The sequence below is a fragment of the Streptomyces sp. CB00455 genome (genome assembly GCF_001905445.1).
GTDB lineage: Bacteria > Actinomycetota > Actinomycetes > Streptomycetales > Streptomycetaceae > Streptomyces.
Map to the genome: position 1 here is coordinate 615,290 of NZ_LIVQ01000004.1, position 26,376 is coordinate 641,665.

General features: G+C 73.1%; 24 protein-coding genes. 12 read left to right on the top strand and 12 right to left on the bottom strand.

Annotation, left to right across the window (positions count from 1 at the left end; translation table 11 throughout):
- From AMK16_RS20110 to AMK16_RS20140, 7 genes are all read right to left on the bottom strand, one after another.
- Positions 1–1,212 (bottom strand): LamG-like jellyroll fold domain-containing protein, encoded by a 1,212-nt coding sequence (locus AMK16_RS20110; RefSeq protein ID WP_073917625.1) that lies wholly within the window; start codon positions 1,210–1,212, stop codon positions 1–3.
- A 115-nt stretch (positions 1,213–1,327) separates the two neighbouring features.
- On the bottom strand, positions 1,328–2,644 hold the full coding sequence (gene cseC, locus AMK16_RS20115) for a two-component system sensor histidine kinase CseC (protein WP_073917627.1): 1,317 nt from the start codon (positions 2,642–2,644) through the stop codon (positions 1,328–1,330).
- A complete protein-coding gene (cseB, locus tag AMK16_RS20120) occupies positions 2,641–3,354 on the bottom strand; it encodes a two-component system response regulator CseB (RefSeq protein WP_073917629.1) in 714 nt (237 codons plus the stop codon). The genes cseC and cseB overlap by 4 nt, the downstream gene beginning before the upstream one ends.
- A 29-nt stretch (positions 3,355–3,383) precedes the next feature.
- Positions 3,384–4,064: a hypothetical protein gene (locus AMK16_RS20125; RefSeq protein ID WP_443333582.1), complete on the bottom strand. Its 681-nt coding sequence runs from the start codon at positions 4,062–4,064 to the stop codon at positions 3,384–3,386.
- Positions 4,052–4,612 (bottom strand): SigE family RNA polymerase sigma factor, encoded by a 561-nt coding sequence (locus AMK16_RS20130; RefSeq protein ID WP_073917633.1) that lies wholly within the window; start codon positions 4,610–4,612, stop codon positions 4,052–4,054. Before AMK16_RS20130 ends, AMK16_RS20125 begins: the two co-directional genes overlap by 13 nt.
- Before the next feature lie 218 nt (positions 4,613–4,830).
- Positions 4,831–5,736 carry an A/G-specific adenine glycosylase gene (locus AMK16_RS20135; protein ID WP_199885486.1) on the bottom strand — a complete coding sequence of 302 codons (906 nt, stop codon included), beginning with the start codon at positions 5,734–5,736 and terminating at the stop codon, positions 4,831–4,833.
- Between the two features lie 29 nt (positions 5,737–5,765).
- Positions 5,766–6,374 (bottom strand): phosphatase PAP2 family protein, encoded by a 609-nt coding sequence (locus tag AMK16_RS20140; protein WP_073917831.1) that lies wholly within the window; start codon positions 6,372–6,374, stop codon positions 5,766–5,768.
- A 160-nt stretch (positions 6,375–6,534) separates the two neighbouring features.
- Here AMK16_RS20140 and AMK16_RS20145 point away from each other — a divergent pair, with 160 nt between their 5' ends.
- Positions 6,535–7,338 carry a hypothetical protein gene (locus AMK16_RS20145; RefSeq protein ID WP_073917638.1) on the top strand — a complete coding sequence of 268 codons (804 nt, stop codon included), beginning with the start codon at positions 6,535–6,537 and terminating at the stop codon, positions 7,336–7,338.
- A gap of 74 nt (positions 7,339–7,412) precedes the next feature.
- Here the strand turns inward: AMK16_RS20145 and disA are convergent, their stop codons facing one another.
- Both disA and radA read right to left on the bottom strand, forming a co-directional pair.
- Positions 7,413–8,537, bottom strand: a complete 1,125-nt coding sequence (disA, locus tag AMK16_RS20150; RefSeq protein WP_073917640.1) for a DNA integrity scanning diadenylate cyclase DisA — start codon at positions 8,535–8,537, stop codon at positions 7,413–7,415.
- 190 nt (positions 8,538–8,727) lie between these two features.
- On the bottom strand, positions 8,728–10,143 hold the full coding sequence (gene radA / locus AMK16_RS20155; protein ID WP_073917642.1) for a DNA repair protein RadA: 1,416 nt from the start codon (positions 10,141–10,143) through the stop codon (positions 8,728–8,730).
- A 340-nt stretch (positions 10,144–10,483) separates the two neighbouring features.
- Here radA and AMK16_RS35170 point away from each other — a divergent pair, with 340 nt between their 5' ends.
- Positions 10,484–12,223: a sigma-70 family RNA polymerase sigma factor gene (locus AMK16_RS35170; protein WP_073917644.1), complete on the top strand. Its 1,740-nt coding sequence runs from the start codon at positions 10,484–10,486 to the stop codon at positions 12,221–12,223.
- A 13-nt stretch (positions 12,224–12,236) separates the two neighbouring features.
- On the opposite strand, the gene AMK16_RS20165 is transcribed toward AMK16_RS35170, so the two are convergent.
- Positions 12,237–13,175, bottom strand: a complete 939-nt coding sequence (locus AMK16_RS20165; protein ID WP_073917646.1) for a Ppx/GppA phosphatase family protein — start codon at positions 13,173–13,175, stop codon at positions 12,237–12,239.
- 63 nt (positions 13,176–13,238) lie between these two features.
- On the opposite strand from AMK16_RS20165, the gene AMK16_RS20170 reads away from it, so the two are divergent.
- The 4 genes from AMK16_RS20170 to ilvD all read left to right on the top strand — a co-directional run bounded on the left by AMK16_RS20170 (position 13,239) and on the right by ilvD (position 17,765).
- Entirely contained in the window at positions 13,239–14,204 is a 966-nt protein-coding gene (locus AMK16_RS20170; RefSeq protein ID WP_443333583.1) for a hypothetical protein, read from the top strand.
- A gap of 101 nt (positions 14,205–14,305) precedes the next feature.
- Entirely contained in the window at positions 14,306–15,160 is an 855-nt protein-coding gene (locus AMK16_RS20175; protein ID WP_073917648.1) for a sugar phosphate isomerase/epimerase family protein, read from the top strand.
- Positions 15,157–15,786 (top strand): TetR/AcrR family transcriptional regulator, encoded by a 630-nt coding sequence (locus AMK16_RS20180; RefSeq protein ID WP_073917650.1) that lies wholly within the window; start codon positions 15,157–15,159, stop codon positions 15,784–15,786. The genes AMK16_RS20175 and AMK16_RS20180 overlap by 4 nt, the downstream gene beginning before the upstream one ends.
- 128 nt (positions 15,787–15,914) lie before the next feature.
- Entirely contained in the window at positions 15,915–17,765 is a 1,851-nt protein-coding gene (gene ilvD, locus AMK16_RS20185) for a dihydroxy-acid dehydratase (RefSeq protein WP_073917652.1), read from the top strand.
- A 54-nt stretch (positions 17,766–17,819) separates the two neighbouring features.
- Here ilvD and AMK16_RS20190 read toward each other — a convergent pair whose 3' ends face one another.
- Positions 17,820–19,970: a serine/threonine-protein kinase gene (locus tag AMK16_RS20190; RefSeq protein WP_073917653.1), complete on the bottom strand. Its 2,151-nt coding sequence runs from the start codon at positions 19,968–19,970 to the stop codon at positions 17,820–17,822.
- Between the two features lie 105 nt (positions 19,971–20,075).
- On the opposite strand from AMK16_RS20190, the gene AMK16_RS20195 reads away from it, so the two are divergent.
- The 6 genes from AMK16_RS20195 to proC all read left to right on the top strand — a co-directional run bounded on the left by AMK16_RS20195 (position 20,076) and on the right by proC (position 24,474).
- Positions 20,076–20,387, top strand: a complete 312-nt coding sequence (locus AMK16_RS20195) for a peptidase (protein ID WP_242438808.1) — start codon at positions 20,076–20,078, stop codon at positions 20,385–20,387.
- Positions 20,388–20,572: 185 nt separating this feature from the next.
- Positions 20,573–21,139 carry an ASCH domain-containing protein gene (locus tag AMK16_RS38325; RefSeq protein WP_143196838.1) on the top strand — a complete coding sequence of 189 codons (567 nt, stop codon included), beginning with the start codon at positions 20,573–20,575 and terminating at the stop codon, positions 21,137–21,139.
- A gap of 216 nt (positions 21,140–21,355) precedes the next feature.
- Entirely contained in the window at positions 21,356–21,841 is a 486-nt protein-coding gene (locus tag AMK16_RS20205; protein WP_073917835.1) for a hypothetical protein, read from the top strand.
- A gap of 59 nt (positions 21,842–21,900) precedes the next feature.
- Positions 21,901–22,800 carry an ABC transporter ATP-binding protein gene (locus AMK16_RS20210; RefSeq protein ID WP_079191593.1) on the top strand — a complete coding sequence of 300 codons (900 nt, stop codon included), beginning with the start codon at positions 21,901–21,903 and terminating at the stop codon, positions 22,798–22,800.
- Positions 22,797–23,552 carry an ABC transporter permease gene (locus AMK16_RS20215; protein WP_073917657.1) on the top strand — a complete coding sequence of 252 codons (756 nt, stop codon included), beginning with the start codon at positions 22,797–22,799 and terminating at the stop codon, positions 23,550–23,552. Before AMK16_RS20210 ends, AMK16_RS20215 begins: the two co-directional genes overlap by 4 nt.
- A gap of 112 nt (positions 23,553–23,664) precedes the next feature.
- Entirely contained in the window at positions 23,665–24,474 is an 810-nt protein-coding gene (gene proC, locus AMK16_RS20220) for a pyrroline-5-carboxylate reductase (RefSeq protein WP_073917660.1), read from the top strand.
- Positions 24,475–24,525: 51 nt separating this feature from the next.
- Here the strand turns inward: proC and trpS are convergent, their stop codons facing one another.
- The gene (gene trpS, locus AMK16_RS20225; protein WP_073917662.1) at positions 24,526–25,524 is read right to left on the bottom strand and encodes a tryptophan--tRNA ligase; all 999 of its coding nucleotides are present in this window, start codon (positions 25,522–25,524) and stop codon (positions 24,526–24,528) included.
- Positions 25,525–26,376: the final 852 nt, after the last annotated feature.

Sequence of the window (26,376 nt, forward strand, 5' to 3'; positions counted from 1 at the left end):
TCAGGTGAGCAGCCAGGAATGGGACGGCTTCGGCGCCGCGCCGAGCTTGCCCTCCTTGTACGCGGTGGCCTGCTCCTGGGAGAACGCCGATTCGTAGACCCGGATGTTGTGCATGGCGCCCTGCCAGGCGCCGCTCCAGATGTTGTGGTGCCGCGAGCGCCCCAGCTGGAGCGGGCCCGGGGCCTGCCAGATGCCCGGCACCGCGGCCTCGCCGGCCTTCTTGCCCTCCACGTAGAGGGCGATCGTCTTCTTCTCGGCGTCGTAGGTGGCCATCAGCACCGTGGCGGTCTTGACCATGTTGAGCCCCTCGGCGACGACGGTCTGGGTCGTCGCGGCGGCGCCCTTGTCCCCGGTCTGCACGCGGAAGATCCAGGCCTGCTTGCCGTTGACCATGTCTATGCCGAGTTCGAACGAGAACGACTCCCCGTCGCCCTGGCTCACCGCGATCCGCGAGCCCTTGGCGTTGGAGCTGTAGACGCGGGCCGTCACGGTGAAGCTCTTGGACACGTCCACGGCCGGTTCCGCGGCCTGTCCGTAGGAGTTCGCGGTTCCCTTCGAGACGATCTGGAACCGCTTGCCCACCGGGCCGACCTGGGTGTCGGGGCCCAGCCGGATGCCGATCCTGCCGTTGCTGTCGCGCAGCAGCGTCGCATCGCCCTCGACCGTGGGGGAGTACGGCGCCGGGGACTTCGATCCGGAGGGGCCGGGCGAGGCGGAGGCCGGGGGATTGCCGTCGGCCTGGTCGTCCGTGCCGTCGCCGTTGCCGCCCAGCAGGAAGAACGTTCCACCCGCGGCCAGCAGCGCCAGTACGCTCACCCCGCCGCCGAGCATCCACAGCCGCTTGCGGCGCCGCTCGGCGGCGGAGCGGTCGGCCATGGCCTCCCAGTCCGGCTGGTCGCCACCGGGTGTGCCGGGCTGGGCGGGGGACCAGGGGGCCTGCTGCGCCCCCGGATCCACCTGGTACGGGTTCGGCTGCTGCCCCGGCTGCGGATAGCCGTAGCCGCCGGCGTCCTGCGGGGGCGTTCCGTGCGGGAAGCCGTAACCGTCCTGCGGGGCCGGCCCGGGCGGGAAGCCGTAGCCGCCCTGCGCCGGCGTTCCGGGCGGGAAGCCGTAGCCGCCCTGGGCGGGCGGGCCCGGCGGGAACCCGTAGCCACCGCTCCCCGGGGCGGGCTCGGGCTGCGGGGTGCTCTGGGGATTCGTGCCGTCGGTCATGCACGGATGCTAGGTCACGGACCCGCCGGCCGTACGGCCGGTACCGATCCGGCTCCGCGCGGACGGGCCCGGCCTGATCGACTAGACGGGTCCGGCCTGATCGACAGGACGGGCCTTAGCCCTGCGGCAGCTTGACGACCGGGAAGCTTCCCGTCGCCGTCGGCGCGTGTTCGGGCAGCCACAGCACCGCCACCGCACCCGCTGCCGCCCCCTCGCGCTCCGAGCCGCCCGGCGCCGCCACGTTGCGGAAGGTCAGCCGGGCGCCCAGAACCCGCGCCTGGCCCTCGGCGATGGTCAGCCCCAGCCCGTGTCCCACGCCGGCGCGGTCCGTCGACCCCGTGCGGAAGCGGCTCGGCCCCTCGCGCAGCAGTGCCTCCGGGAAGCCCGCCCCGTGGTCCCGGATCCGCACGACCCGGCCCTCGACGTCGACCTGGACCGGCGGCCGCCCGTACCGCGCGGCATTGGCCAGCAGGTTGCCCAGGATCCGCTCCAGCCGTCGCGGGTCGGTGCTGACGATCTCGTCCGCCACGACCCGTACGGAAGCCTCCGGCATCAGGGCCGTCACCCGCCGGCTCACGAACTCGCCCAGCGCCACGTCCTGGAGCTCCGCCCGCTCGGACGCACTGTCCAACCGGGCCACCTCCAGCACGTCCTCGACCAGCGCCCGCAGTGCCTGAGCCCGGTCGCGGACCAGCTCGGTCGGCCGGCCCGGGGGCAGCAGCTCCGCCGCCGTCAGCAGGCCCGTCACCGGGGTCCGCAGCTCGTGGGCGATGTCCGCGGTCACCCGCCGCTCGGCCTCCAGCCGCTGCTGGAGGGCGTCGGCCATGGCGTCCACGGCCCGCGCCAGGTCGTCCGTCTCGTCGCGCACGACGCCCCCGACCTCGTCACGGACCCGCACCTCGGGATCCCCGTGCGCGACCCGCTGCGCGGCCGCCGCCGCCTTGCGCAGCCGGCGCGAGATCTGGCCGCCGATGAGCACGCCCAGCGCCGAACCGCCGACGACCACCGCGAGGGAGCCGACCACCAGCGCCCGGTCCAGGTCGCGCACCATGTTGGCGCTCTCCCGGAACTGGTGGTGCAGCGAGAGCACCTGCCCGTTGCCGAGGGGAACGGCGGCCCACACCTCCGGGAGCCCCCTCGGGTTCTCCTGCACGTACGTCCCCCGCCGTCCCGAACGGGCCTTCTCCCGCAGCTCGGCGGGGAGCTCCGGGTCGTTGAGCTTGGCACCCATGAAGGGCTTGCGCCCGGCATCGGCGTTGCGGGCGATGTACTGCACGCGCTCCAGCTCCGAGTCGCGGGCGCTCTCCAGCATCGACACCCGGGCAGCGCTGTGCACCACCAGGCTCAGGGCCACGGCGGTGAGGGCGCCGACGGCCGCGATGGCGAGCGTGATCTTCCAGCGGATCCCGGTGCGGAAGGTGAAGCCGGTCATGCCTTGAGCTTGTATCCGAAGCCCCGGACCGTCTCGATCCGGTCCTGTCCGATCTTGGTCCGCAGCCGCTGCACGTGGACGTCGACGACGCGGGTGTCGCCGCCCCAGTCGTAGTCCCAGACCCGCTCCAGCAGCCGGTCGCGCGACAGGACGGTGCCGGGCGCTGAGGAGAACTCCAGGAGCAGCCGCATCTCGGTCGGCGTCAGCGCCACGGCCGCGCCCGCCCGGCGCACCTCCATGCCCTCGGTGTCGACCTCCAGGTCGCCGAAGGACAGCACCCCGCGTTCGCCGTCCTGGTCGTCGCCGGCGGCGCCCGGGCCGCCGTTCTGCGGGCCTCCGGCGTGGCCGAAGCGGCGCAGCACCGCGCGGATCCGGGCCACGAGGACCGATCCGTCGAAAGGCTTGGTGACGTAGTCGTCGGCCCCGGCCTCCAGGCCCAGCACCACGTCGATGGAATCGGCGCGCGCCGACAGCATGATCACGGGAACGGTCGACTCGTCGCGGATGCGGCGGCACAGGCTCACGCCGTCCATGCCGGGGACCATCACGTCGAGCAGGGCGATGTCGGGCCGGTCCGCGCGGAAGGACTCCAGACCGGAAAGGCCGTCGGGCATGGCGGTGACCACGAACCCGTCGCGTTCCAGCGCCAGGGTCGTCGCTTCACGGATGACGTCGTCGTCCTCCACGAACAGGACATGGGTCTCGGCCATGCGCACGCCTCGCCTCGGTTCTTCGGTGCTCAGTTCTTCCGGGTCGTGGACGGGGCGGGCTGGGCTCCGCCGTCGACCACGTTGCTGTAGTCGGAGTGCACGCGGTCCTGCTCGGTGAACTTCTCCCCGCTCCAGCGGTAGGTGATCACGTCCTCGCCCGACGGATAGGCGAGCACGTCGCTCTTTCCGTAGATCTGCTTCGTGATCACCAGGTCGCCGCGTTCGATCTCGGCGTAGACGGGCGGCTGCTCGTCCGAGAACACATTCTCGTACGTCGCTCCTTCGGCCCGGTACACGTACGAGCCGCGGCCGAGGGCGTCGGCGCAGGACAGGACGTTGACGACGATGTCGACGACGGAGCCGCCGGTGACCTTGCCGTAGCTCACGTCGACCGGGTATTCCTTGCCCGTGCAGGGCTTGAGGTCCCGCTTGATGTCGGGGCTGACCTTGGGGTCCGCCTTGAGCAGCGCCACCGGGTCGACCTTTTTCACGGGCGCTGCGGCGGAGGCCGAGGAGGCGTCGGGCGAGGGCGAGGACGGGGCGGCCTTGGCCACGGATTCGGAACGGGCGGGGCCGCCGTCGCGCAGGCCGGTGCCGCCCGTGGCGCAACCGACCGCGAACACGGCTGTGCCGACGAGGACGACCGTCCCCGCCGACACAAGGACCAGCGAACTCCTGCCGGTCAGTCCTGGGCCGTTCAGGCCGCGCACCGCTCACGCCCCTCGTACCGCATGGTGTGGTCACCGCGTTCCAGCGCCCGCATGTCCAGGTCCCGGCTCTCCAGCTCCTGCCGGAGCCGGGCCAGCGCGCGGTGCAGCGTGCTCTTCACCGTACCCGCCGACATCCCGAGGGCCTCGGCGGTCTCCTCCGTGCTCATCTGCTCCCAGTGTCGCAGCACGACCACGCTGCGCTGCTTGGGGGCGAGCACTTTGAGGATGTCCATGAGCAGGGCGCGGTCGGCGCGCTGGTCGGAGCCGTCCTCGACGGAGGCGTCCGGGAGCTGCTCGGTGGGGACCTCTTCGAGCTTGCGGGCGCGCCACCACTCGGTCCGCGTGTTGATCATGACCCGGCGCAGGTAGGCGTCGGCGAGTGACTTGTCGGCGATGCCGTCCCAGCGGCCGTAGGTGCGCACGAGCGCGGTCTGCAGCAGGTCCTGGGCGTCGGTGGGGTCGGGGACGAGGCGCCGGGCGCTGCGCAGCAGCGCGTCCTGCCGGGTGCGTACGTACTCCTCGAATTCGAGTACCTCGCCGTGCGCCATCTCAGACCGCCTCCGTTCCGTCCCACCGCTGAACCACCGGCTTACGGATCCGAAGGTACGGAGGGGTTGTCACGGGCCTGTGCGGGCCAGCCTTCGGTGGGCGCACGGACACCCATAGGTTGTGTAACAACCCCCGTGAGCTGCGGTTTCCCGGATGGAAACGGAATCGGGGAGTCAACTTCGCCGGCGGTGCGGGACGGCCTCCGGTCCCGCGCCGCTCACGTCTGCGGAAGCCGGTAGAGCCCTCCCGCCAGCGGTTCGACCAGTCCGTCGGAGACCAGCCCGTCGAGCGCTCGGGCGCGCTGCACCGGCTCTTCCCAGACGGTGTCGAGCAGGGCTCCGGGAACCGGGCCCACCGCCTCCCGGAGCACGGCCAGCAGCCTGCCGCGCACCTGCCGGTCGGTACCGGCGTACGTCTGCCCGCGCCGCGGCGGCCCGTCGTGCGGCGGCTTCCCGGCCAGGCGCCACGCGCACAGCCCGGCCACGGGACAGCGGGCGCAGTCCGGGTTCCTGGCGGTGCACACCAGTGCGCCCAGCTCCATGGAGGCCGCCGCCCAGCGGGAGGCGGTCGCCTCGTCCTCGGGCAGCAGGGCCCGGGCCAGGCGCCGCTCGGCGGCCGTGGTGGCGTTCGGCGGGTACTCGACCCCGGTGGCGGTGCGCGCGAAGACCCGCCGGACGTTGGTGTCCAGCACGGCGTGCCGCTGGCCGTAGGCGAAGGAGGCCACGGCGGCCGCGGTGTACTCGCCGATGCCGGGCAGCGCGAGCAGCTGGGCGTGGTCCCGCGGGACGTCGCCCCCGTGGCGTTCCGTTATCGCGACGGCGGCGCCGTGCAGCCGCAGCGCCCGCCGGGGGTAGCCGAGCCGCCCCCAGGCGCGTACGGCCTCGCCCGGGGCCTCGGCGGCCAGGGCGGCGGGCCGGGGCCATCGGGCGAGCCACTGCCCGTACACCGGCAGGACCCGGCTGACGGGTGTCTGCTGGAGCATGAACTCACTGACCATGACCCCCCAGGGGCCGGCTTCGGGGCGGCGCCAGGGCAGGTCGCGGGCGTGCTCGTCGAACCACGCGATGACGGGGGAGTGCAGCGCGCGGGAGACGTCGGGGGAGGAAAGGGGGGATGCAGTCATGACAGACGGCATCCTGGCACGTTTGGCGCCTACCGCGCCCGGCCCGGACCGGTGAACCAGACGACGGCGCGGACTCCGCTCGCCCGCATGGCGGCGACGACCGTGCCGAGGGGGCCGGCGAGCAACGGCACGACGAAGGCGGCCGGCAAGCCGCCGAGCAGCAGGCCGATGGCCACGTCGTGCGGGTAGTGGACGCCGACGAAGACGCGGGAGAAGGCCATCAGCAGCGCCAGCGGGACGGTCAGCAGCGCGAGCCGGCCCACGGCCAGGGCCAGTCCGACGGCGGCGGCGCCCGCGATGACCGAGTGGTTGCTGGGGAATGACCAGTCCCCGGGCACCGGGCACGGGACCAGGGGGGCCGCGGCCTCGGCGACGGCGCGGCACGGCCGTTCCTCGTCCACGGCGGACTTCACGGCCTCGGAGAGGACGTACGCGAGGGCGGTGGCCACAGGAGCCGCGACGGCCAGTGCGACCGCCCGCGAGCCGGGCCGGGTGCGCGCGCGCCACCACACGGCCGCGAAGAGCACGCCGAAGACCAGGAGCCCGTACTGCGTCCACACCTCGAACGCCGACTGCACCCAGACGGGCGTGGCGTGGGCGAAGCCGGTGATGTCGCGGTAGAGGCCGGAGCTGTCCATGGTCACCGACGGTACTCAATGGGCGGGCGGTCCCGCGCCCGGCGCGTGGCTGGTTCCGGGTGCCCCGGATTGCGCCCGCAGGATGATCATCGGCAAATCGAGCGCGCATCGCGGCATGTGGGGCGCTGATCGGGCCCCCGACTCTCGTAAAGTTCCCTCCGTGGGATCTCTGCGCAATCCGGTCGGGCCGCTCCCCTCCTCCATCTACTGGCGACGGAGGGCTGTGCTGGCGTCCGTCGTCGCGCTCCTCGCGCTCCTCGCCGTATGGACCGTCAGTTCCGGCGGGGGGAAGTCGAGTACGAACGGGAAGGGCCAGGGCCACCCGCATCCCGTCACCTCGATCACCCCCGGGCCCGGCGGCACGGGGCCGGCGATCAGTCAGGCCCCGGGCGGGCGCACGGGGTCGGGCGGCGGCGGCACCGGGTCCGAGGGCGCGGGCTCGGCGGGCGCCGGCAAGAACGGTGAACCGGGCAGCGGCAGCGGCTCCTCGGGCGCGGGCGGCGCCGGCGGCAGCGGCAGGGGCGGCGCCCCGGTCCCGGTCCCCGCGGACTCGGAGCTGCCCACGTGCGCGCCGACCGCGTTGCAGTGGGAGGTCAAGAGCGTGAAGAACGAGTACGAGGCGAACGAGAAGCCCCGCCTCGAACTCGTCGCCCGCAACATCGCCGGCACCACCTGCAAGGTCGACCTCGGCCCCCGGCAGGCGGTCCTGACCATCCTTCAGGCGACGAGTGGCAAGCCGGTATGGTCCTCGGCGGACTGCCCGACGGGCGCGGGCAACGCGTTCTTCCGGCTCCCCGCGCAGAGCGAGACGAAGCAGTCGCTCGAATGGGACCGCAAGTTCAGCGCGGCCGACCAGTGCCAGGCGCCTCCGGCCGGCTCCGCGGGGCCCGACACGTACGTGGTCGAGGTCAAGTCCCCGGGCATGCCGGTGGCCCGCACCTCGTTCGTCCTGAAGCAGGACTAGAAGCAGAACCAGAAGCAGGACAGGACCAGCCCCGCCGCGGGGCCCGGGCCCGGCGGCGGGGGCAGCCCTCGGTGTCAGACGTAGCGTTCCAGGATCGAGGACTCCGCCAGGCGCGACAGGCCCTCGCGGACGCTGCGGGCGCGGGCCTCGCCCACGCCGTCCACCGTCTGGAGGTCGTCGACGCTGGCGGCGAGCAGCTTCTGCAGGCCGCCGAAGTGCTCCACGAGCCGCTCGATGATCGCGCCCGGCAGCCTCGGCACCTTCGCCAGCAGCCGGTAGCCCCGCGGCGACACCGCGGAATCCAGGGTTTCGGGCGAGCCGGTGTACCCCAGCGCCTTCGCCACGATCGCCAGTTCCAGCAGCTCCGGATGCGTGAGCGCGTCCAGCTCGGAAAGGGCCTCGTCCACCGTGCGGGAACGCTTCGCCGTCGGCTCCGGTACGTAGTCCCGGATCACCAGCTCCCGCTCCTGCTCGATCCCGACCGTCAGCTCGTCCAGCTGGAGCGACAGGAGTCGCCCGTCCGTGCCGAGTTCGACGACGTACTCGGCGATCTCCGTCGCGATCCGGCGGACCATTTCCAGCCGCTGCGCGACCGCCGTGACGTCGCGGACCGTGACCAGGTCCTCGATCTCCAGCGCCGAAAGAGTGCCCGCGACCTCGTCCAGGCGCAGTTTGTAGCGCTCCAGCGTGGCCAGCGCCTGGTTCGCCCGCGAGAGGATCGCCCCGGACTCCTCCAGGACCCGCCGCTCACCGTCCACGTACAGCGCGATCAGCCGCATCGACTGCGACACCGAGACGACGGGGAAGCCGCACTGCTTGGAGACGCGGTCGGCCGTACGGTGGCGGGTGCCGGTCTCCTCCGTCGGGATCGACGCGTCCGGGACCAGCTGCACGCCGGCCCGCAGGATCTTGGTCAGGTCCTTGTCGAGGATGAGCGCGCCGTCGAGCTTGCACAGCTCGCGCAGGCGGGTCGCGGTGAACTCCACGTTCAGGACGAAGCCGCCGGTGCACATCGCTTCGACGCTCTTGTCCATGCCGAGGACGATGAGCCCGCCGGTGTTGCCCCGGACGATCCGTTCCAGACCGTCACGCAGGGGCTGACCAGGCGCGACCGCGCTCAGCGAAGCGCGCACCATGGCCTCCTGCCTGGCGCTCGCGCCCGACTTGCCGGATGCTGCTGCCCCGTCCTTGGCTGCCACTGCACTCCTCCGGTCGCGGGTTGCGCCGTCCGGCGCTGCGGGCACGAAGACGCGCGTACGGCCGGGCGGACCAGCCAGAAGTCTACCGGCGCGCGCCGCGGCCCCGCCGTGGCTTGGCCAGGTACGCCCCGCTGTGGCCGGTCGGGGGGCACCCGACCAGCCATCGGTCCCGGTACGCGCCCGCCGCCCGCTACTCGCCCGCGGCCCGCTCCTTGGCCGGCGTACGGGAGCGCCCGCGCGGCAGCACGCGCAGCGCGTCGCCCATGTCGGCGACCTCGACGACCTTCATCCCGGCGGGCACCTTGCCCGGATCGGCAGGCACCAGGGCGTGCGTGAAGCCCAGCCGGTGCGCCTCGGCGAGCCGCCGCTGTACGCCGGTCACCCGCCGCACCTCGCCGGCCAGGCCGACCTCGCCGATGGCCACGAGGTTCTTCGGGAGCGGTACGTCGCTGGCGGCGGAGGCCAGCGCGAGCGCGATCGCCAGGTCGGCGGCGGGCTCGGTCAGCTTCACCCCGCCGACGGTGGCGCTGTAGATGTCGCGCTTGCCGAGGGCGGTGATCCGGCCGCGCTGCTCCAGCACCGCCAGCATCATCGAGACGCGGGAGGTTTCCAGGCCCGATGTGGTGCGCCGGGGAGAGGGGATCTGCGAGTCCACGGTGAGCGCCTGCACCTCCGCGACCAGCGGGCGCTTGCCCTCCAGGGTCACGGTTAGACACGTCCCCGGTACGGCCTCGGCGCGCCGGGTCAGGAACAGCCCGCTCGGGTCGGCGAGCCCGGTGATCCCTTCGTCGTGCAACTCGAAGCAGCCGACCTCGTCGGTGGTCCCGTACCGGTTCTTCACCCCGCGCACGAGCCGCAGCCGGGCGTGCCGGTCGCCCTCGAAGCTCAGCACCACATCGACGAGGTGTTCCAGGAGGCGGGGGCCGGCGATGGCGCCGTCCTTGGTCACGTGTCCGACGAGGAGGGTGGACATGCCGCGCTCCTTGGAGGCGCGGATCAGGGCACCGGCGACCTCGCGCACCTGGGCCATGCCGCCGGGCGCGCCGTCGATCTCGGGGGAGGCGATGGTCTGTACGGAGTCCAGGATGAGCAGGGAGGGCTTCACCGCGTCGAGGTGCCCGAGGACCGCCGACAAGTCGGTCTCCGCGGCGAGGTAGAGGTGGTCGCTGAGCGCGTGGATCCGGTCGGCGCGCAGCCGTACCTGGCTCGCCGACTCCTCACCCGTCACGTACAGGGTGCGGTGCTCGTCGCTGGCCGCCTTCGCCGCGACGTCCAGGAGCAGCGTCGACTTGCCGACGCCGGGCTCACCGGCGAGCAGCACCACGGCGCCGGGCACGAGCCCGCCGCCGAGGACGCGGTCCAGTTCGTCCACGCCGGTGCTGCGCGCGGTCGCCGTCCGGCCGTCGACCTGCGCGATGGGCACGGCGGCGGTCGAGACCCGGCCGGCCGCGGTGGTCCGCACGGCGGGCGCGCCCATCTCCTCGACGGTGCCCCACGCCTGGCACTCGGGACACCGCCCGAGCCACTTCGCGGTGGTCCAGCCGCACTCGGTACAGCGGTAGGACGGCCGGTCCTTGGCGGATGAACGAGCGGTGCGGGCAGCCATGCCGCTCACGGTAGCCGCCCCCACTGACAGCCCGGCCCGCGGTGCCGCCCCGCGGTGCCGGACGGGGATGCGCGGCGGGAGTTCGGCCGGGTGCCCGGCGGGCGCCGGGCCGGGTGCCGGACCGGGCGCCGGGCGCGCTGCCGCCCGACGTCCCCGCCGTCCCCCCTCCCCGCCGTCCCCCTCCCCGCCCTCCCCGCCGTGCCGAGTGCCCCCGTCGGTGCCCGCCGCCGGCCGTCGCGTCAGGGGCCGCGTCAGCGGATCGCCGATCTGTTCACCCGTAAGGGCTAAATGTGCTGAAGGCTTCCGGGCCGCAACCGGCGCGGCGCCTACGGTTCGCCAGGTGAACAGCAGCAACCAGGCACACCCCTCGCCGCGCACCGGCGCACACCGGGCGCACGGGTGCACGCCCCCCGAAGGGGAGCAGGCGCCCCCCTTCCGGCACGAGCCCTACCTGGACGGTCTGTACACCTACTGCCTCTCGGTCCTCTGCGACCACGACACGGCCACCGACGTGCTCGCCGACGCCCTCGCCGTGGCCGAGCGGCATCCCGGCCGCTGCCCCGACGAGGGCGAGCGGCGGGCCTGGCTCTACGCCCTCGCCCGCTGGAGCTGTCTGCGCCGCCTGGCGGAGCAGCGGCGCGCACGACGGGGCGCGCACTGCGCCCAGCGTGCGCCGGAGCACACCGGCCACGACCATGCGCCGGGTGCCGGCGCCGACCCGGACTCCGCCGGCGACCGGGCCCCCGGGGCCCGGCGCACTCTTGACGTGAGCGCGTACCGCCGTACCGAGCTGGCCCGGCTCGCCTGGCCGGAAGCCGCGGGCACCACGCCCGAGCAGCGTGAAGCCCTGGAGCTCGCCGTCCGCCACCGCCTCGGGGTCACCGAGCTCGCCGCCGTGCTCGGCACGCCGCCCGCCGCCGCCCGCGAGCTGCTGTCCGGCGCCGCCTGCGAAGTGGAACGCACCCGCGCCGCCCTGGCCGTCGTGGAGACCGGCGGCTGCCCCAGCGTCTCCCGGCTCACCGGCGACGGGCAGGTCCTGCTGTCGACCACGCTGCGCGCCGAGCTCGTGCGCCATGTGGACGACTGCCCGCGCTGCCGCCGCGTCGCCGAACGCGTGGGCGCCGCGGCCCCGTGGCCCGGCACCGGCGGCATCGACACGGCCGCCGCGCTCCCCCTGGTGCCCGCCCCCCGCACCGCCGTCCACGCGGCGATGCTCCGCTCCGGACGGGGCCGGCGCCCCGGACCGCGCTTCGACCGCACCGGCTTCCCGATGGATCCGAAGGACCGGGCGGCCCGCCGGGACCGGCTGCGGGCCCGCGCGGTCACCACCACCGTGGTCGCCACGGTCGTCGCGGCGCCGGTCATCGCGCTGTGGACGGCCTACCGGGGCGCTCCCAGCACCGGCGAGTCCGTCGGCGGCGACGCCACCCGCATCTCCTCCGGCGAAGCCGACCTCTCGTTGGCGCTGCCCGGCGGCCGGCCCCTGTCCGCCTACGAGAACGCCGGGAACGCCGCCACCACCAGCGGCGGCCCAGGCTTCGCCGCGGGCAGCGCCGAGCCCGACGTCTCCGTGCAGGTGATCAGCACCGGCCCGCCGGCGAGCCCCGGCCACACGGCCGCCGTAGGCCGCCTCACCGTGGCCGCGTCCTCCCGGGGGGCCACGACCCTGCTCACCCTCACCGCGGCCGGCGGGGCTCCCGTGGACTGGCGGCTGTGGTGCGACGCGCCCTGGCTGCGTGCGAGCCGCACCGCGGGCACGCTGGCCCCAGGAGAATCGGTCACCCTGCGGATCACCATCGACCACGAGGCCCAGCCCGTCGGGGCCTGGGCGGCCCGGGTGGGCGTGGACCCGGCCGGCGCGGTCGTCTCCATCCAGGGCCGCGGCCGGCCGGCGCCGACACCGCAGGAGCAGCCCTCGACCCCGACGACGGCTCCCACCCCCGCGCCGACCCCTACCCCGACACCTACTCCCACCCCGACGCCGACGCCGACGCCCACTCCCACGCCGACGGAGTCCGCGACCCCGACACCGTCCTCGGAAGGTACGGTTTCCCCGGATCCCGCCGCCGGCTCCGGCTGAGCGGGTGCGGCCCTCAGCCGCCCGTCGTCGGCAGGTGGTCCAGGCGCCGCAGGATGACGCCCTCGCGCAGCGCCCACGGGCAGATCTCCAGCTGCTCGACGCCGAAGAGATCCATCGCGCCCTCCGCGACCAGAGCGCCCGCCAGGAGCTGGCCGGCCCGGCCTTCGGAGACGCCCGGAAGGGCCGCGCGCTGGGCGGTGGTCATCGCGGCCAGGCGCGGCACCCATTCCTCCAGGGACTTGCGGGTCAGGTCCCGCTGCACATAGAGGCCGTCCCCCGAACGGGCCGCTCCCGCGATGCGGGCCAGCTGCTTGAAGGTCTTCGAGGTCGCCACCACGTGGTCCGGGACTCCGAAGCGGCGGAACTCTCCGACAGTGCGTGCGATCTCGGTCCGCACGTGCCGGCGCAGCGCCCGGACGTCCAGCGCGTCCGGCGGATCACCGGGGAGCCAGCCCGCCGTCAGGCGGCCGGCGCCGAGCGGCAGCGAGACGGCCGCGTCCGGCTCCTCGTCGATGCCGTAGGCGACCTCCAGCGAGCCGCCGCCGATGTCGAGGACCAGCAGCTTGCCGGCCGACCAGCCGAACCAGCGCCGCGCGGCCAGGAAGGTCAGCCGCGCCTCGTCCGCACCGCTCAGGACCGGCAGGTCGACCCCGGTCTCGGCCTTGACCCGCGCCAGGACCTCGTCCGCGTTGGTGGCTTCGCGCACCGCACTGGTCGCGAAGGGGAGGACGTCCTCGCACCCCTTGTCCTCGGCGGCCCGCACGGCGTCGCCGATCACCGACACGAGACGCTCGACGCCCTCGGCGGTGACGGCGCCCTCCGCGTCGAGGAGCTCCGCCAGCCGCATGTCCACCTTGTGGGAATGCGCCGGCTGGGGGTGCGCACCGGGGTGCGCGTCCACCACCAGCAGGTGGACCGTGTTCGAACCCACATCAAGGACACCGAGTCTCATAAGGGGGAACGCTACTGCGGTGCACAAGAGGGGGTTGTGTAAGGGGCGCTTAGGCTTGGGTTTGTGCCCAATACGAAGAAGGCCAACAAGACCCGGTCGAAGAACGACAAGGGCAAGAGCAGCAGCAAAGCCGCCCTGGAGGCCGCACTCGCAGCCGACGAGAAGGGCCTGGACTTCCCCCGCGCCTGGGTGGAGTTCCCCGATCCCGCCGATGAGGAACAGGTCTTCCGCTGCGATCTGACCTGGCTGACCTCCCGGTGGACCTGCATCTTCGGCAGCGGCTGCCAGGGGATCCAGGCGGGCCGCGCCGACGACGGCTGCTGCACGCTCGGCGCCCACTTCTCCGATGAGGACGACGAGAAACGCGTGGCCGGCCACGTGGCCCGGCTGACGCCCGAGCTGTGGCAGTACCACGACGTCGGCAGCGAGAGCGGGTGGACGCAAGTGGACGACGACGGGGAGAAGCAGACCCGCCGCTGGGAGGGCTCGTGCATCTTCCAGAACCGTCCCGGCTTCCCGGCCGGCGCCGGCTGCGCGCTGCACATCCTGGCGCTGCGCGAGGGACGCGAGCCGCTGGAGACCAAGCCCGACGTCTGCTGGCAGCTGCCGGTCCGCCGGACCTACGACTGGATCGACCGGCCCGACGACACCCGCGTGCTCCAGGTCTCGATCGGCGAGTACGACCGCCGTGGCTGGGGACCGGGCGGCCACGACCTGCACTGGTGGTGCACGTCGGCCACCTCGGCGCACGGTGCCGGGGAGCCGGTGTACGTGTCGTACCGCGCCGAGCTGACGGAGCTGATGGGCAAGGAGGGGTACGAGGCGCTGGTGGAGCTGTGCGAGGCGCGCCTCGCCTCGCTGCTGCCGATGGCCCCGCACCCGGCCGATCCCGTCGTCCCCGCAGACCCCGTCGCCGCGGCCGTTCCCCCCGCCACGGGCATCCCGGGCGTCCCTGCCGTCCCCGGCGGCCCGGGCGCTCCGGGCACCGCCGACGGCCCGGACCGTCGCGGCCCCGCCGGCCCTGCCTGAGCGGCGACGGTACGGGGCCCGTCCGGCCGGGATGCGGAGCGGGCCCGGCCGCGAAGCGGGGGCGGCCTCGCGGCCGGGCCCCGGCCCCGTACCCTGTCTCCGTGGCAGAACCAGTCCGCATCCCGACCGCGAAAGTCGCCCTCTCCACCGCCTCGGTGTATCCGGAGTCGACGGCGACCGCCTTCGAGATCGCCGCGCGCCTCGGCTACGACGGCGTCGAGGTCATGGTCTGGACGGACCCGGTCAGCCAGGACGTCGACGCCCTGCGCCGCCTCTCCGACCACCACCGGGTGCCGGTCCTCGCCATCCACGCGCCCTGCCTGCTCATCACCCAGCGCGTCTGGTCCACCGATCCCTGGACCAAGCTCCAGCGGGCCCGGTCGGCGGCCGAGCGGCTCGGCGCCGGGACGGTCGTGGTCCACCCGCCCTTCCGCTGGCAGCGCCAGTACGCGCGCGACTTCGTCACCGGGATCTGGCGGATGGCCGACGAGACCGACGTCCGCTTCGCCGTCGAGAACATGTACCCCTGGCGCTACCGCGACCGCGAGATGCTCGCCTACGCCCCCGAGTGGGACGTGACCAAGGACGACTACCGCCACTACACCGTCGACCTCTCGCACACGGCGACCGCCCGGACCGACGCCACCGCGATGATCGACCGCATGGGCGACCGGCTCGCGCACGTCCACCTCGCCGACGGAAACGGTTCGGCCAAGGACGAGCACCTCGTCCCGGGCCGCGGCACCCAGCCCTGCGCGCAGCTCCTGGAGCGGCTCGCCCGCACCTCCTTCGACGGGCACGTCGTCATCGAGGTCAACACCCGCCGCGCCATGTCCTCGGCCGAGCGCGAGGCCGATCTGGCCGAGGCGCTGGCCTTCACCCGCCTGCACCTGGCCACCGCGCCCACGGCGCCCACCGCGCCCACCGGGCACCGGCCCCGGGCGCACCGCCCGTGACCGCCGACCCGGGCGGGCCGCCCGCGCGCCGCCGCGGGCCCGGCCGGCCCCGGCAGGACGAGGCCGAAGAGGGCCCCGGCACCCAGGAGCGCATCCGCCTCGCCGCCCGCTCCGAATTCGCCGCGCGCGGCTACGACAAGACCTCCGTACGCGGCGTCGCCAAGGCCGCCGGCGTGGACCCGGCCCTGGTCCACCACTACTTCGGCAGCAAGGACGACCTCTTCGCGGCCGCCATCGAGCTGACCATGGAACCAGCCGCGGTGGTCCCGGCGATCCTCGGCGACGGCCCGGACGGCATCGGCGAGCGGCTGGCCCGCTTCTTCCTGGGCATATGGGAGAACCCGGTCACCCGCGCCCCCCTGCTCGCCGTCATCCGCTCCGCGCTGACGCACGAGGCGGCGGCCGCTGTGCTGCGGCGCATCGTCCTGCGCCGGGTCCTGGAGCGCGTGGCCGCCGACCTCGACGTCCCCGACCCGACCTTCCGGGCCGAGCTCGCCGCCTCACACATGGTGGGGATCGCGGTCCTGCGCTACGTCGTCCAGGTCGAGCCCCTGGCCTCCGCCGATCCGGAGGCCATCGTGGCGCTGGTGGCCCCTACGCTCCAGCGCTACCTGACCGAGGAATGACCCCGCCGTCCCGGCATGCGGACTTGTTGTCCGCATCGCGGGCCGGAGGCGTAGCCTCGTAACTGATTCATATCTACAGTCGTGGCCGCGCTCGCGTGAGACGGCCGCACTCATGGGGAGTGAACCCGATGCCCGAGCTGAGGTCCCGCACCGTCACACACGGCCGCAACATGGCGGGCGCACGCGCCCTTATGCGTGCGTCGGGCGTAGCGAGCGAGGACATCGGCAAGCCGATCATCGCGGTCGCCAACTCCTTCACCGAGTTCGTGCCCGGCCACACCCACCTCGCCCCCGTCGGCCGGATCGTCTCCGACGCCATCCGCGCCGCCGGCGCGATCCCGCGCGAGTTCAACACCATCGCGGTCGACGACGGCATCGCCATGGGCCACGGCGGCATGCTCTACTCCCTGCCGTCGCGCGACCTGATCGCCGACTCCGTGGAGTACATGGTCGAGGCGCACTGCGCCGACGCCCTGATCTGCATCTCCAACTGCGACAAGATCACCCCCGGCATGCTGATGGCCGCCATGCGCCTGAACATCCCGGTCGTCTTCGTCTCCGGCGGCCCGATGGAGGCCGGTCAGGCCACCCTCGTGGACGGCACCGTCCGCAAGCTCGACCTGATCAACGCCATCGTCGACGCCGTCAACGAGAACGTGTCGGACGAGGACGTGCTGCGGATCGAGGAGAACGCCTGTCCGACCTGCGGGTCGTGTTCGGGCATGTTCACCGCCAACTCGATGAACTGCCTCGCCGAGGCCATCGGCCTGGCCCTCCCCGGCAACGGTTCGGTCCTCGCGACGCACACCGCCCGCCGCGCCCTGTACGAGAACGCCGGGCGCACCGTCGTGGAGATCACCAAGCGCTACTACGAGCAGGACGACGAGTCCGTCCTGCCGCGCGCCATCGCCACGCGCCAGGCCTTCGAGAACGCGATGGCCCTCGACATCGCCATGGGCGGTTCGACCAACACGATCCTGCACCTGCTGGCCGCCGCGCAGGAGGCGGGCCTGGACTACGACCTCACCGACATCGACGAGGTCTCGCGCCGCGTCCCGTGCCTGGCCAAGGTCGCGCCGAACGTGGCACCCGGCGGCACGTACTACATGGAGGACATCCACCGGGCGGGCGGCATCCCCGCCATCCTCGGCGAACTCCACCGCGGCGGCCTGCTCAACAAGGACGTCACCAGCGTCCACTCCGAGAACCTGGAGGACTGGCTGGCCGAGTGGGACGCCCGCTCCGGCACCGCCTCCGACGAGGCGATGGAGCTGTGGCACGCCGCCCCCGGCTGCAAGCGCTCCGCCTCGGCCTTCTCCCAGTCCGAGCGCTGGGACACCCTCGACCTCGACGCCGAGGGCGGCTGCATCCGCTCCGTGCAGCACGCGTACTCCAAGGACGGCGGCCTCGCCGTCCTGCGCGGCAACATCGCGGTCGACGGCTGCGTGGTGAAGACGGCCGGCGTGGACGAGTCGATCTGGACCTTCGAGGGCCCCGCGGTCGTCTGCGAGTCGCAGGACGAGGCCGTCGACAAGATCCTCCGCAAGGAGATCAAGGAGGGCGACGTCGTCGTCATCCGCTACGAGGGCCCGCGCGGCGGTCCCGGCATGCAGGAGATGCTCTACCCGACCTCCTTCCTCAAGGGCCGCGGTCTCGGCAAGGCATGCGCCCTGGTGACCGACGGCCGCTTCTCCGGCGGCACCTCGGGCCTGTCCATCGGCCACGCGTCCCCGGAGGCCGCCTCGGGCGGCACCATCGCGGTCGTCGAGGACGGCGACCGGATCCGGATCGACATTCCCAACCGGTCCATCGAATTGCTCGTCGACGACGCCACCCTGGCGGCCCGCCACGAGGCCCTGGGCGGTGTCTACGCCCCGAAGAACCGCGAGCGCAAGGTCTCCGCCGCCCTGCGCGCCTACGCGGCGATGGCCACCAGCGCCGACAAGGGCGCCGTGCGCGACGTGTCCCGGCTGGGCTGACACCCGACCGCTCCGCGCCGCTGCCCCGACCGGTCCCCGGTCGGGGCAGCGGCGTCACCAGCCGGCGGGATCGCCGGCATCGACGGCGAACACCGAACCGTCGGGCGCACTGGCGAAGACCCTTCCGCCGCCGACCACCGGCGCGGGCACCGTCGCCGGGTAGGCGTGCCCCGAGCCCATCCGCGCCTTCGTCTGGCCGACGAGCCGCCCGGCGGCCGCGTCCACCGCCAGGAGCCGCCCGTCGACCGCCGTCAGGTAGACGCGGCCGCCGTCCGGGACGGGCCGAGAGGCGACGGACACCCCCGTCTCCAGCCGCCAGTCCTCCTTCTGCGGCCCGACCGCCGCCAGTGCCCCCGAAGTGCCGACGAGGTACACCACCCCCTGGGCGTCCACCGCCGCCTGGGCGAGGAGCAGGGCCGCGGGCAGCGCGGTCTCCCGAACCGCCCGCGTCCGCAGGTCCACCCGCAGGACCCCGCGGGTCCTCGATCCGCTGTCGTTCTGCAGCAGGTGCAGTGTGCCCTGCGCCACCCCGACCGGCTCGGCCGTGCCCGGCGCCTGCTGCTGCCAGCGCTGCGTGCCGCTCGCGCAGTCGACGGCCGCGATCCGGGTCGACCGGCCGTCCCCGGCCGGGGTGGCCACGTACACGAGGCAGCCGTCGGGCCCTTCCGGCCCGGCGATCCACAGGGATCCCACGCCGCCGACCTGCTTCGTCCACCAGGTGGCTCCCGTGGCGGGATCGAGGGCGGTGGCACGGCCGTCCCCGTCCACGACCAGGACGGTCCCGCCGGCCGTCACCAGCCGGCCGCCCCCCGTGAGCGGCTTCTGCCAGCGCGGCGCGCCGGTGGCGGCATCGAGGGCCTGTACGGTCCGGCTGCCCGCCGCCACCGTCAGGACGAGGCCGCCGGCGTACTGCGGGGGCTGGCTGTCGGCGCCCGGCGCCGCCGCCGGCACCGACCAGGCGACGGAGCCGTCCACCGGGTCCAGCCGAGCGGCGGCCAGAGCGGGCGTGGCGCAGAACAGGGCGCCGGACGCGGAGGAGCAGGAGACGACGCGGTTGTCCCGGCCGTGGTCCTCCAGCGGCGTCATCCAGGGGCCGGCCGGCCGCACCTGCGCGGCCGGCCGCGACGCGGCGCCCCCGGCCGCGGGCCCGGGCTCCTCGTCGCCGGACCGCAGGTACCCGGTGGCCGCCCCGCCGGCGAGCAGCAGGCCCGCGCCGAGCACGGCGGCGGTCCGCCACCGCCGCGGGCGCCCCGCGGGCGCGGACGCGGGCAGCGGCGCCGCCCCGGCCGGCACCCGGTGGTGGGTGTCCTCCTCGGCGGCCGGGGGAGCATCGGCCGTCCCCGGCCGCCGCGGCCGGGGGATGAAGGCCCGCGTCTCCTCACCGGTCGTCGGGTGGGCGACGACCCGCAGTTCGCGCAGCAGCGTGTCGGGAGTGGGCCGTTCGGCCGGGTCCTTCGCGAGGGCGCGCGCGACGATCGGCGCGAGCGCCTGCGGCAACCCGGTCAGATCGGGCTCGCTGTGCACCACCTGGTAGGCGACGAGGTAGTGGCTGTCTGAGTCGAAGGGGCCCCGCCCGGTCGCCGCGTGCACGAGGACCGCGCCCATTGCGAAGACGTCCGCGGCCGGGCCCACCTCGCGGGGCCGCTGGAACTGCTCGGGTGCCATGAACGGCGGGGTCCCGATCAGCTTGCCGGTCTCGGTGCGCAGATCGCTGTCGGCCGGCCGCGAGATGCCGAAGTCGATGACCCGCACCCCGTCGGGCGCCATCAGGACGTTGCTGGGCTTCAGGTCCCGGTGCACCACCCCGGCCCGGTGGATGTCCCGCAGCGCCTCGGCCAGCCCGGTCCCGAGCCCGGCCAGTTCCGCCGGGTCCAGCACCCGCTCCCGTACGCGCTCGGCGAGCGTGGGGGCATCGATGAACAGGGTGGCCATCCACGGCCGTTCGGCATCGGGATCCGCGTCCACCACGGGCGCGGTGAAGGCCCCGCTGACCCGCCGGGCGGCAGCGACCTCCTGCCGGAACCTCGCCCGGAACTCCGGATCCACCGCGTGCTGTGCGTGTACGACCTTGACCGCGAGCCGCAGCCCGGATGCCGAGGTGGCCAGATGCACCACCCCCATGCCCCCGGAACCCAGTACGGATTCCAGCCGGTACTGCCCGGCGTACTCCGGAAAACCGGCCCGTTCCGCGCGCAGTGCATACACTGCCGACCACCCCCGCCGGAGCCTAGTCGATGGCGCATATGAAGCGGTAAGGGCCTGCTACCCTGCGCGAGTTGCAGAGCGTCATGCTCAAGGGGGAGATTTTTCATGACGGTTGAGAACCAGCTGGACCCGCCGCAGGAGGTCCGCGGCCTCGCCTCGGACTCCGGTTTCGAGTCCTTCCCGGTCGCGCCGGGACACCGCGTCAACGTCCGCAGCGGACCGGGCACCAACTACTCGATCATGAAGGTGCTGCCGTACGACGCCACCGTGTGGATCCGCTGCCAGTGCTCGGGCACCACGGTTTCGGGGCCCTACGGCACGACGGACATCTGGGACTGCATCGGCAACGGCCTTTTCGTGTCGGACGCCTACGTGCGGACCGGCAGCGACGGCTACGTGGCCAACCGCTGCGGCTAGTGCCGTGCCGGGCGCCGCGGCCCGGTGAACCTTTCAGGTCCCAGCACCAGTGCTCTGACCTGGAACGTTCACCGGGTTACATGGCCCTGGGACGTGGATGAGTAGGGTCTGTCGGATGGACAGCACGATGAATCTGCCGACGGAAGAAGATCTGGAGCTTCACCGGCGGACCTTGCGCGGAGTTGGTGGCGCTCGGGCATGCGCGTGCTGCGGGAGCACGTGACCTGACGGCGATCGTTGCCGTCGGCGACACGGGGCGCGGCGTGCTGGCGCCGTGTGGCCGGGACCGGCAGGTCTTGCTGGACTACCACCCGGGCATCCGCGTCCTCGTGCCGGCAGCTGGTGGCATCCGCAGTGTCGCGATCACCGATCTCCTGCCCCATGCCTATGTCTGGGGGCAGCAGTCGGCAGCGTCCGACGGCGCGCTGCGCTCGGCCGCGACGCAGGCCCTGCATTTCCATCGCACCTATCTCGAAGCTGTACGCACAGGGCGGAAGACGACCACGGTGCGGTTCCGCGACCCAGTGGAGACGGGCCCGGTGAACATGGTGTTCGAGTTGGATGACGAGGTAGTGCTGCCCGGTGTGATCACTCAGATCGCTTCCAAGAGCGTTGCCGAGCTGACCGAGGCGGACGCCATCGCCGACGGGTTTCGTGATTTCGCCGAGCTGCAAGACAGGCTGCGGTTCCACTACCCCGACATCAAGGCAACCGATGACGCCACCATCGTTCACTTCCGTCTGACGCGTTGACTGCATCCGTCATCGAGCCGGCACCGCGGCCGGTCGGTACGACCGGCCCGTGGGCTCGGAGCGGGGCCCGTCTGCCACGTGAGACACACCCGGCCCGGCCGGCCAGGCGGGGGGATAATCGCCGGCGTGAGCGACGACCAGCGAGACCAGACCCCCGCCGAGGCAACCGAGGCGGCGAAGGCGGCCGAAGCGGCCAAGGCCCCGGAGCCGGCCCGGGTGGCGGCCGCCGCCACCGGGCCCCAGCCTGAGCCGATCCGTTTCTTCGGCACCACCTGGGTGAAGCACGACGGCGGCTACGCCCTGCGCCGCGCCGGCGCCGCCCTCGGCTCGCTCGCCGCCGCCGTCATGGGCGCCTACCTGCTGCGCCTGGCCTACGAGGGCCTGGAGATCGGGAACGTCGGCCCCTTCCTCAGCATCTCCGTCGTCGTCCTCTTCGCGGTCGCCAGCTCCATCGCCTTCGCCAAGACCTGGGAATCCTTCACCCGCCGCAGCGCCCCCTCCTCCGACGAGGCCGCGCTCAAGGGCCTGAAGACGATCGGCTTCATCGGTTCCCTCATCGCCTACTTCCTCCGCTGCCTGGCCGAGGCCCCCGGCGAGCGGTTGCACCGCGCCGAGTACGAGCGCGCCACCGCCGAATTCGCGCGCCGCAGCCGCTCCCGTACGGGCAACCCGGCCGCGCGCCGCCCCAAGCGCCGCAAGTAGCACGCCAGGAGGGACCGGCCGGTTGACGCCCGTGCCGACCCGGGCGCATTATTCATCACATGATGAATAATGCGCCGGCAGACCCCCCGGCCGGCCCACGGGCGCCCGCCACTGCCGCCACCACCGCCGTGCACGCCGCCGGCCTGACCGTCCGCCGCGGCACCGGCCGCACCTCCCGCACCGTCCTCGACTCCATCGCCTTCGACGTCCCCCGCGGCCGCATCACCGGCCTCCTCGGCCCCTCCGGCTGCGGGAAGTCCACCCTCATGCGCGCCGTCGTCGGCACCCAGGCCCATGTCACCGGCACCCTCGACGTCCTCGGCCGCCCCGCCGGCCACCCCGCACTGCGCTCCCGCATCGGCTACGTCACCCAGGCGCCCTCCGTCTACGACGACCTCACCGTCCGGCAGAACCTCGACTACTTCGCCGCCGTCCTCGACCCGGGCCGCGCCGCCGCCGGCCGGCGCGCCGCCACCGTCGCCCGCGCCATCGCCGACGTCGGCCTCACCACCCACGCCGACGCCCTCGCCGGCAACCTCTCCGGAGGCCAGCGCAGCCGCGTCTCCCTCGCCGTCGCCCTGCTCGGCACCCCCGAGCTCCTGGTCCTCGACGAACCCACCGTCGGCCTCGACCCCGTCCTGCGCCGCGACCTGTGGAACCTCTTCCACGACCTCGCCGCCCGGGGCGCCACCCTCCTCGTCTCCTCCCACGTCATGGACGAGGCCGAGCGCTGCCACGAGCTGCTCCTCATGCGCGAGGGCCGCATCCTGGCCCAGGACACCCCCGACGCGCTGCGCACCCGCACCCGCTCCGCCACCGTCGAGGACGGCTTCCTCCGCCTCGTCGAGGAGGCCGCCGCCGCCCCACAGACCACCCCCGCGGCCACCACCACCGCCGCGGCCACCACCACCGCCGCAGCCGCCGCCACCACGGCCCCCGCCCGGGAGCAGACCCGATGACCACCACCAGCGCCCTGAGCGTCCCGCGTACCACCGCCACCGCCGCCCGCGTCCTGCGCCAGCTCCGCCACGACCCGCGCTCCGTCGCGCTGATGCTCCTGGTACCCGTACTGATGCTCACGCTGCTGCGCTTCGTCTTCGACGCCGCCCCCCGCACCTTCGACAGCGTCGGCGCCGGCCTCCTCGGCATCTTCCCGCTGATCACGATGTTCCTGGTGACCTCCATCGCGACCTTGCGCGAACGCACCTCCGGCACCCTGGAACGCCTCCTCGCCATGCCGCTCGGCAAGGGCGACCTCATCGCCGGCTACGCCCTCGCCTTCGGCGCCGTCGCCGTCCTGCAGTCCCTCCTCGCCACCGGCCTCGCCCTCGGGGTCCTCGGCCTCGACGTCGTCGGCTCTCCGTGGCTGCTCCTGCTCGTGGCCCTGCTCGACGCACTGCTCGGCACGGCACTCGGCCTGTTCGTCTCGGCCTTCGCCGCCTCCGAGTTCCAGGCGGTCCAGTTCATGCCCGCGGTGATCTTCCCCCAGCTGCTCCTGTGCGGACTCTTCGCGGCCCGCACCACGATGCACCCCGTCCTGGAGGGGCTCTCCGACGCACTGCCCATGTCCTACGCGGTCGACGGGATGACCCAGGTGCTCACCCACACCGACATGACCGCCGACTTCGTCCGCGACACCGCCGTCGTCGCCGGCTGCGCCCTGCTCGTCCTCGCCCTCGGCGCCGCCACCCTCCGCCGCCGCACCCCCTGACGACCACGGGCCGGACAACAGCCCGCCCCCGCCCGCCCGAATGCAAGGATGAGGAGGTATCCCGCGATATCCGCAGCACGCGTGCAAGAAAGTTCGGCGAGGTGAATCGGGCATGACCCAGACAGTCGCAGTCCTCGGTACCGGCAAGATCGGCGAGGCCCTGCTCAGCGGAATGATCCGGGGCGGCCGGCCCGCCTCGAAGCTCCTCGTCACCGCCCGCCGCCCCGAACGCGCCGAGGAGCTGCACGCCCGCTACGGCGTCGAAGCCGTCGGCAACGCCGAAGCCGCCAAGCGCGCCGACACCCTCATCCTCACCGTCAAACCCCAGGACATGGGCAAGCTCCTCGAAGAGCTCGCCCCCCACGTCCCCGCGGACCGGCTGATCATCAGCGGCGCCGCCGGCATCCCGACGTCCTTCTTCGAGGAACGCCTCGCCCCCGGCACCCCCGTCGTCCGCGTGATGACGAACACCCCCGCCCTCGTCGACGAGGCCATGTCCGTCATCTCGGCGGGCAGCCACGCCACCGCTGCCCACCTCCTGCACACCGAGGAGATCTTCGGCGGCGTCGGCAAGACGCTGCGCGTCCCCGAATCCCAGCAGGACGCGGCCACGGCCCTCTCCGGCTCCGGACCGGCGTACTTCTACTTCCTCGTCGAGGCCATGACGGACGCCGGCATCCTGCTCGGCCTCCCGCGCGCCCAGGCCCACGACCTGATCGTCCAGGCGGCCGTCGGCGCCGCCGTGATGCTCCGCGACAGCGGCGAGCACCCGGTCAAGCTCCGTGAGGCCGTCACCTCCCCGGCCGGCACGACGATCAACGCCATCGTGGAACTGGAGAAGCACGGCGTCCGCGCGGCCCTGATCGCCGCTCTCGAAGCCGCCCGCGACCGCAGCCGCGAGCTCGCCTCGGGCGCCAACTGAGCTGCGGTGCGGGCCCCCGCGACCGGGGGCCCGCACCGGTTCACCACGGGTTCACGGCGCGAGCAGCCCGATGGCCCGGTAGGCCCGGTCCACCACCGGCCGCGCCAGCTCCCGGGCCCGGCCGGCGCCTTCCCGCAGCACCTTGTCGACCACCGCCGTATCACCAGCCAGCTCCGCGTGCCGCTCCTGCAGCGGCCGCAGCAGCTCGACCACCGCGTCGGCGACGTCCTGTTTGAGCGAGCCGTAACCTCCGTAGCCCTCGGCGAGCGCCACCGGGTCGCCGCCCGTGCAGGCGGCCAGGATGTCCAGCAGGTTCGCCACCCCCGGCCGCTCCTCCCGGTCGTAGACCACGCCCCCGTCCCCGCTGTCGGTCACCGCGCGCATCACCTTCTTGCGCACGACTCCCGGCTCGTCGAGCAGGTAGACGATCCCCGCGCCGTTCGCGTGGGACTTGCCCATCTTCGACGTGGGCTCCTGCAGGTCCATAACCCGCGCGGCGACCGCCGGCAGCGTCGCCTTCGGCACGGTGAAGGTGTGCCCGTAGCGCTGGTTGAACCGCACCGCCAGATCCCGGGTCAGTTCGACGTGCTGCCGCTGGTCCTCGCCGACCGGCACCTCTTCCGTCCCGTAAGCCAGGATGTCGGCGGCCATCAGTGCCGGATAGGTGAGCAGGGACAGCCGCACACCCTCCCCGGAGGCCTGCGCCCTCGTCGCCTTCTCCTTGTACTGGATCATCCGCCGCAGCTCACCGTCGGTGGCGGTGCACTCCATCAGGTACGCCAGCCGGGTGTGCTCATCGACGTGGCTCTGCACGAACAGCGTGCACCGCCGCGGATCCAGCCCGGCCGCGAGCAACAGCGTGGCCGCCTGACGGCTCAGCCGCCGCACGCGCGCCGGGTCGTGCTCGACGGTCAGCGCGTGCAGGTCGACGACGCAGAACAGCGCCTCGTCCGGTTCGTGGTCGGCCGAGACCCACTGCCGTACGGCTCCGAGGTAGTTGCCCAGGGTCAGATGCCCGGTCGGCTTGACCCCGCTGAAGATCCTCGTCATGTCCTGCTCTCCCTGGTGTGAGTGGTGTGGGGCCTGCGCACAGGGCGACCGAGCCACTCCCGGGAGGGGAGAAACAAAAACGGCCGCCGTGGCGGCGGCCGTGAGCGCATGCGTGCTCGCGTTGCAGACCGGCCGCCGTCAGGCGGCCCACCAGCAGAGGCTGAGCGTGAGCGCATGCGTAGTCATGGACCCAGCGTAGACCGAGGGGCGGGGCCACGGCGGTGGTTTCGCCGCTCTCGTGTCCCAGGTGAGCGGGGGTTGACACGGGTGTCCCGCATCCGTAAGGTTCTCCGAGTTGTCCGAAGTGAGCGCCGACCCCGGTCGGTCCCCGGGCAGCCATCCCGCACTACACATTCGAACGAACGACTCGCTTTGTCGTCTCGTTTTCATGCGTATTTGCGAATGAGGAATCCGTGTCCACAGGACGCCGGCCCCGATTAGGTTCCGGAGCGGGGAATCCGCTACTGTCTCACTCGCCGAAGGGCCCAACAGCCCCGAAGCACCGCACCAAATCCCGTTGCACGGGAAGCCGCTGACTGGCAGTCAGGCCCGAAAGGACCTGATAGAGTCGGACCCGCCGGAAAGGGAAAGCGCGACAGCGCAGGACCTGGAAAGCGCCGAGGAAGTCGGGCCCGAAAGAGTCTGATAGAGTCGGAAACGCAAGACAGCAGAACAGAACGAAGCCCGGAGGAAAGCCCCAGTAGTGATACTGCGGTGAGTACAAAGGAAGCGTCCGTTCCTTGAGAACTCAACAGCGTGCCAAAAATCAACGCCAAAAGTTGATACCCCGTCCATTTCGGTGGATGAGGTTCCTTTGAAAAAGACCTGTGGGGCTCCGGTTTCGGGGTGCTT

Excerpts from the sequence above, each read along its gene's own strand:
- AMK16_RS20110 (WP_073917625.1), bottom strand. The coding sequence starts at position 1,212 with ATGACCGACGGCACGAATCCCCAGAGCACCCCGCAGCCCGAGCCCGCC.
- cseC (WP_073917627.1), bottom strand. The coding sequence starts at position 2,644 with ATGACCGGCTTCACCTTCCGCACCGGGATCCGCTGGAAGATCACGCTC.
- cseB (WP_073917629.1), bottom strand. The coding sequence starts at position 3,354 with ATGGCCGAGACCCATGTCCTGTTCGTGGAGGACGACGACGTCATCCGT.
- AMK16_RS20130 (WP_073917633.1), bottom strand. The coding sequence starts at position 4,612 with ATGGCGCACGGCGAGGTACTCGAATTCGAGGAGTACGTACGCACCCGG.
- AMK16_RS20135 (WP_199885486.1), bottom strand. The coding sequence starts at position 5,736 with ATGACTGCATCCCCCCTTTCCTCCCCCGACGTCTCCCGCGCGCTGCAC.
- AMK16_RS20140 (WP_073917831.1), bottom strand. The coding sequence starts at position 6,374 with ATGGACAGCTCCGGCCTCTACCGCGACATCACCGGCTTCGCCCACGCC.
- radA (WP_073917642.1), bottom strand. The coding sequence starts at position 10,143 with ATGGCTGCCCGCACCGCTCGTTCATCCGCCAAGGACCGGCCGTCCTAC.
- AMK16_RS20165 (WP_073917646.1), bottom strand. The coding sequence starts at position 13,175 with ATGAGACTCGGTGTCCTTGATGTGGGTTCGAACACGGTCCACCTGCTG.
- ilvD (WP_073917652.1), top strand. The coding sequence starts at position 15,915 with ATGCCCGAGCTGAGGTCCCGCACCGTCACACACGGCCGCAACATGGCG.
- AMK16_RS20195 (WP_242438808.1), top strand. The coding sequence starts at position 20,076 with ATGACGGTTGAGAACCAGCTGGACCCGCCGCAGGAGGTCCGCGGCCTC.
- AMK16_RS20210 (WP_079191593.1), top strand. The coding sequence starts at position 21,901 with ATGATGAATAATGCGCCGGCAGACCCCCCGGCCGGCCCACGGGCGCCC.
- AMK16_RS20215 (WP_073917657.1), top strand. The coding sequence starts at position 22,797 with ATGACCACCACCAGCGCCCTGAGCGTCCCGCGTACCACCGCCACCGCC.
- proC (WP_073917660.1), top strand. The coding sequence starts at position 23,665 with ATGACCCAGACAGTCGCAGTCCTCGGTACCGGCAAGATCGGCGAGGCC.
- trpS (WP_073917662.1), bottom strand. The coding sequence starts at position 25,524 with ATGACGAGGATCTTCAGCGGGGTCAAGCCGACCGGGCATCTGACCCTG.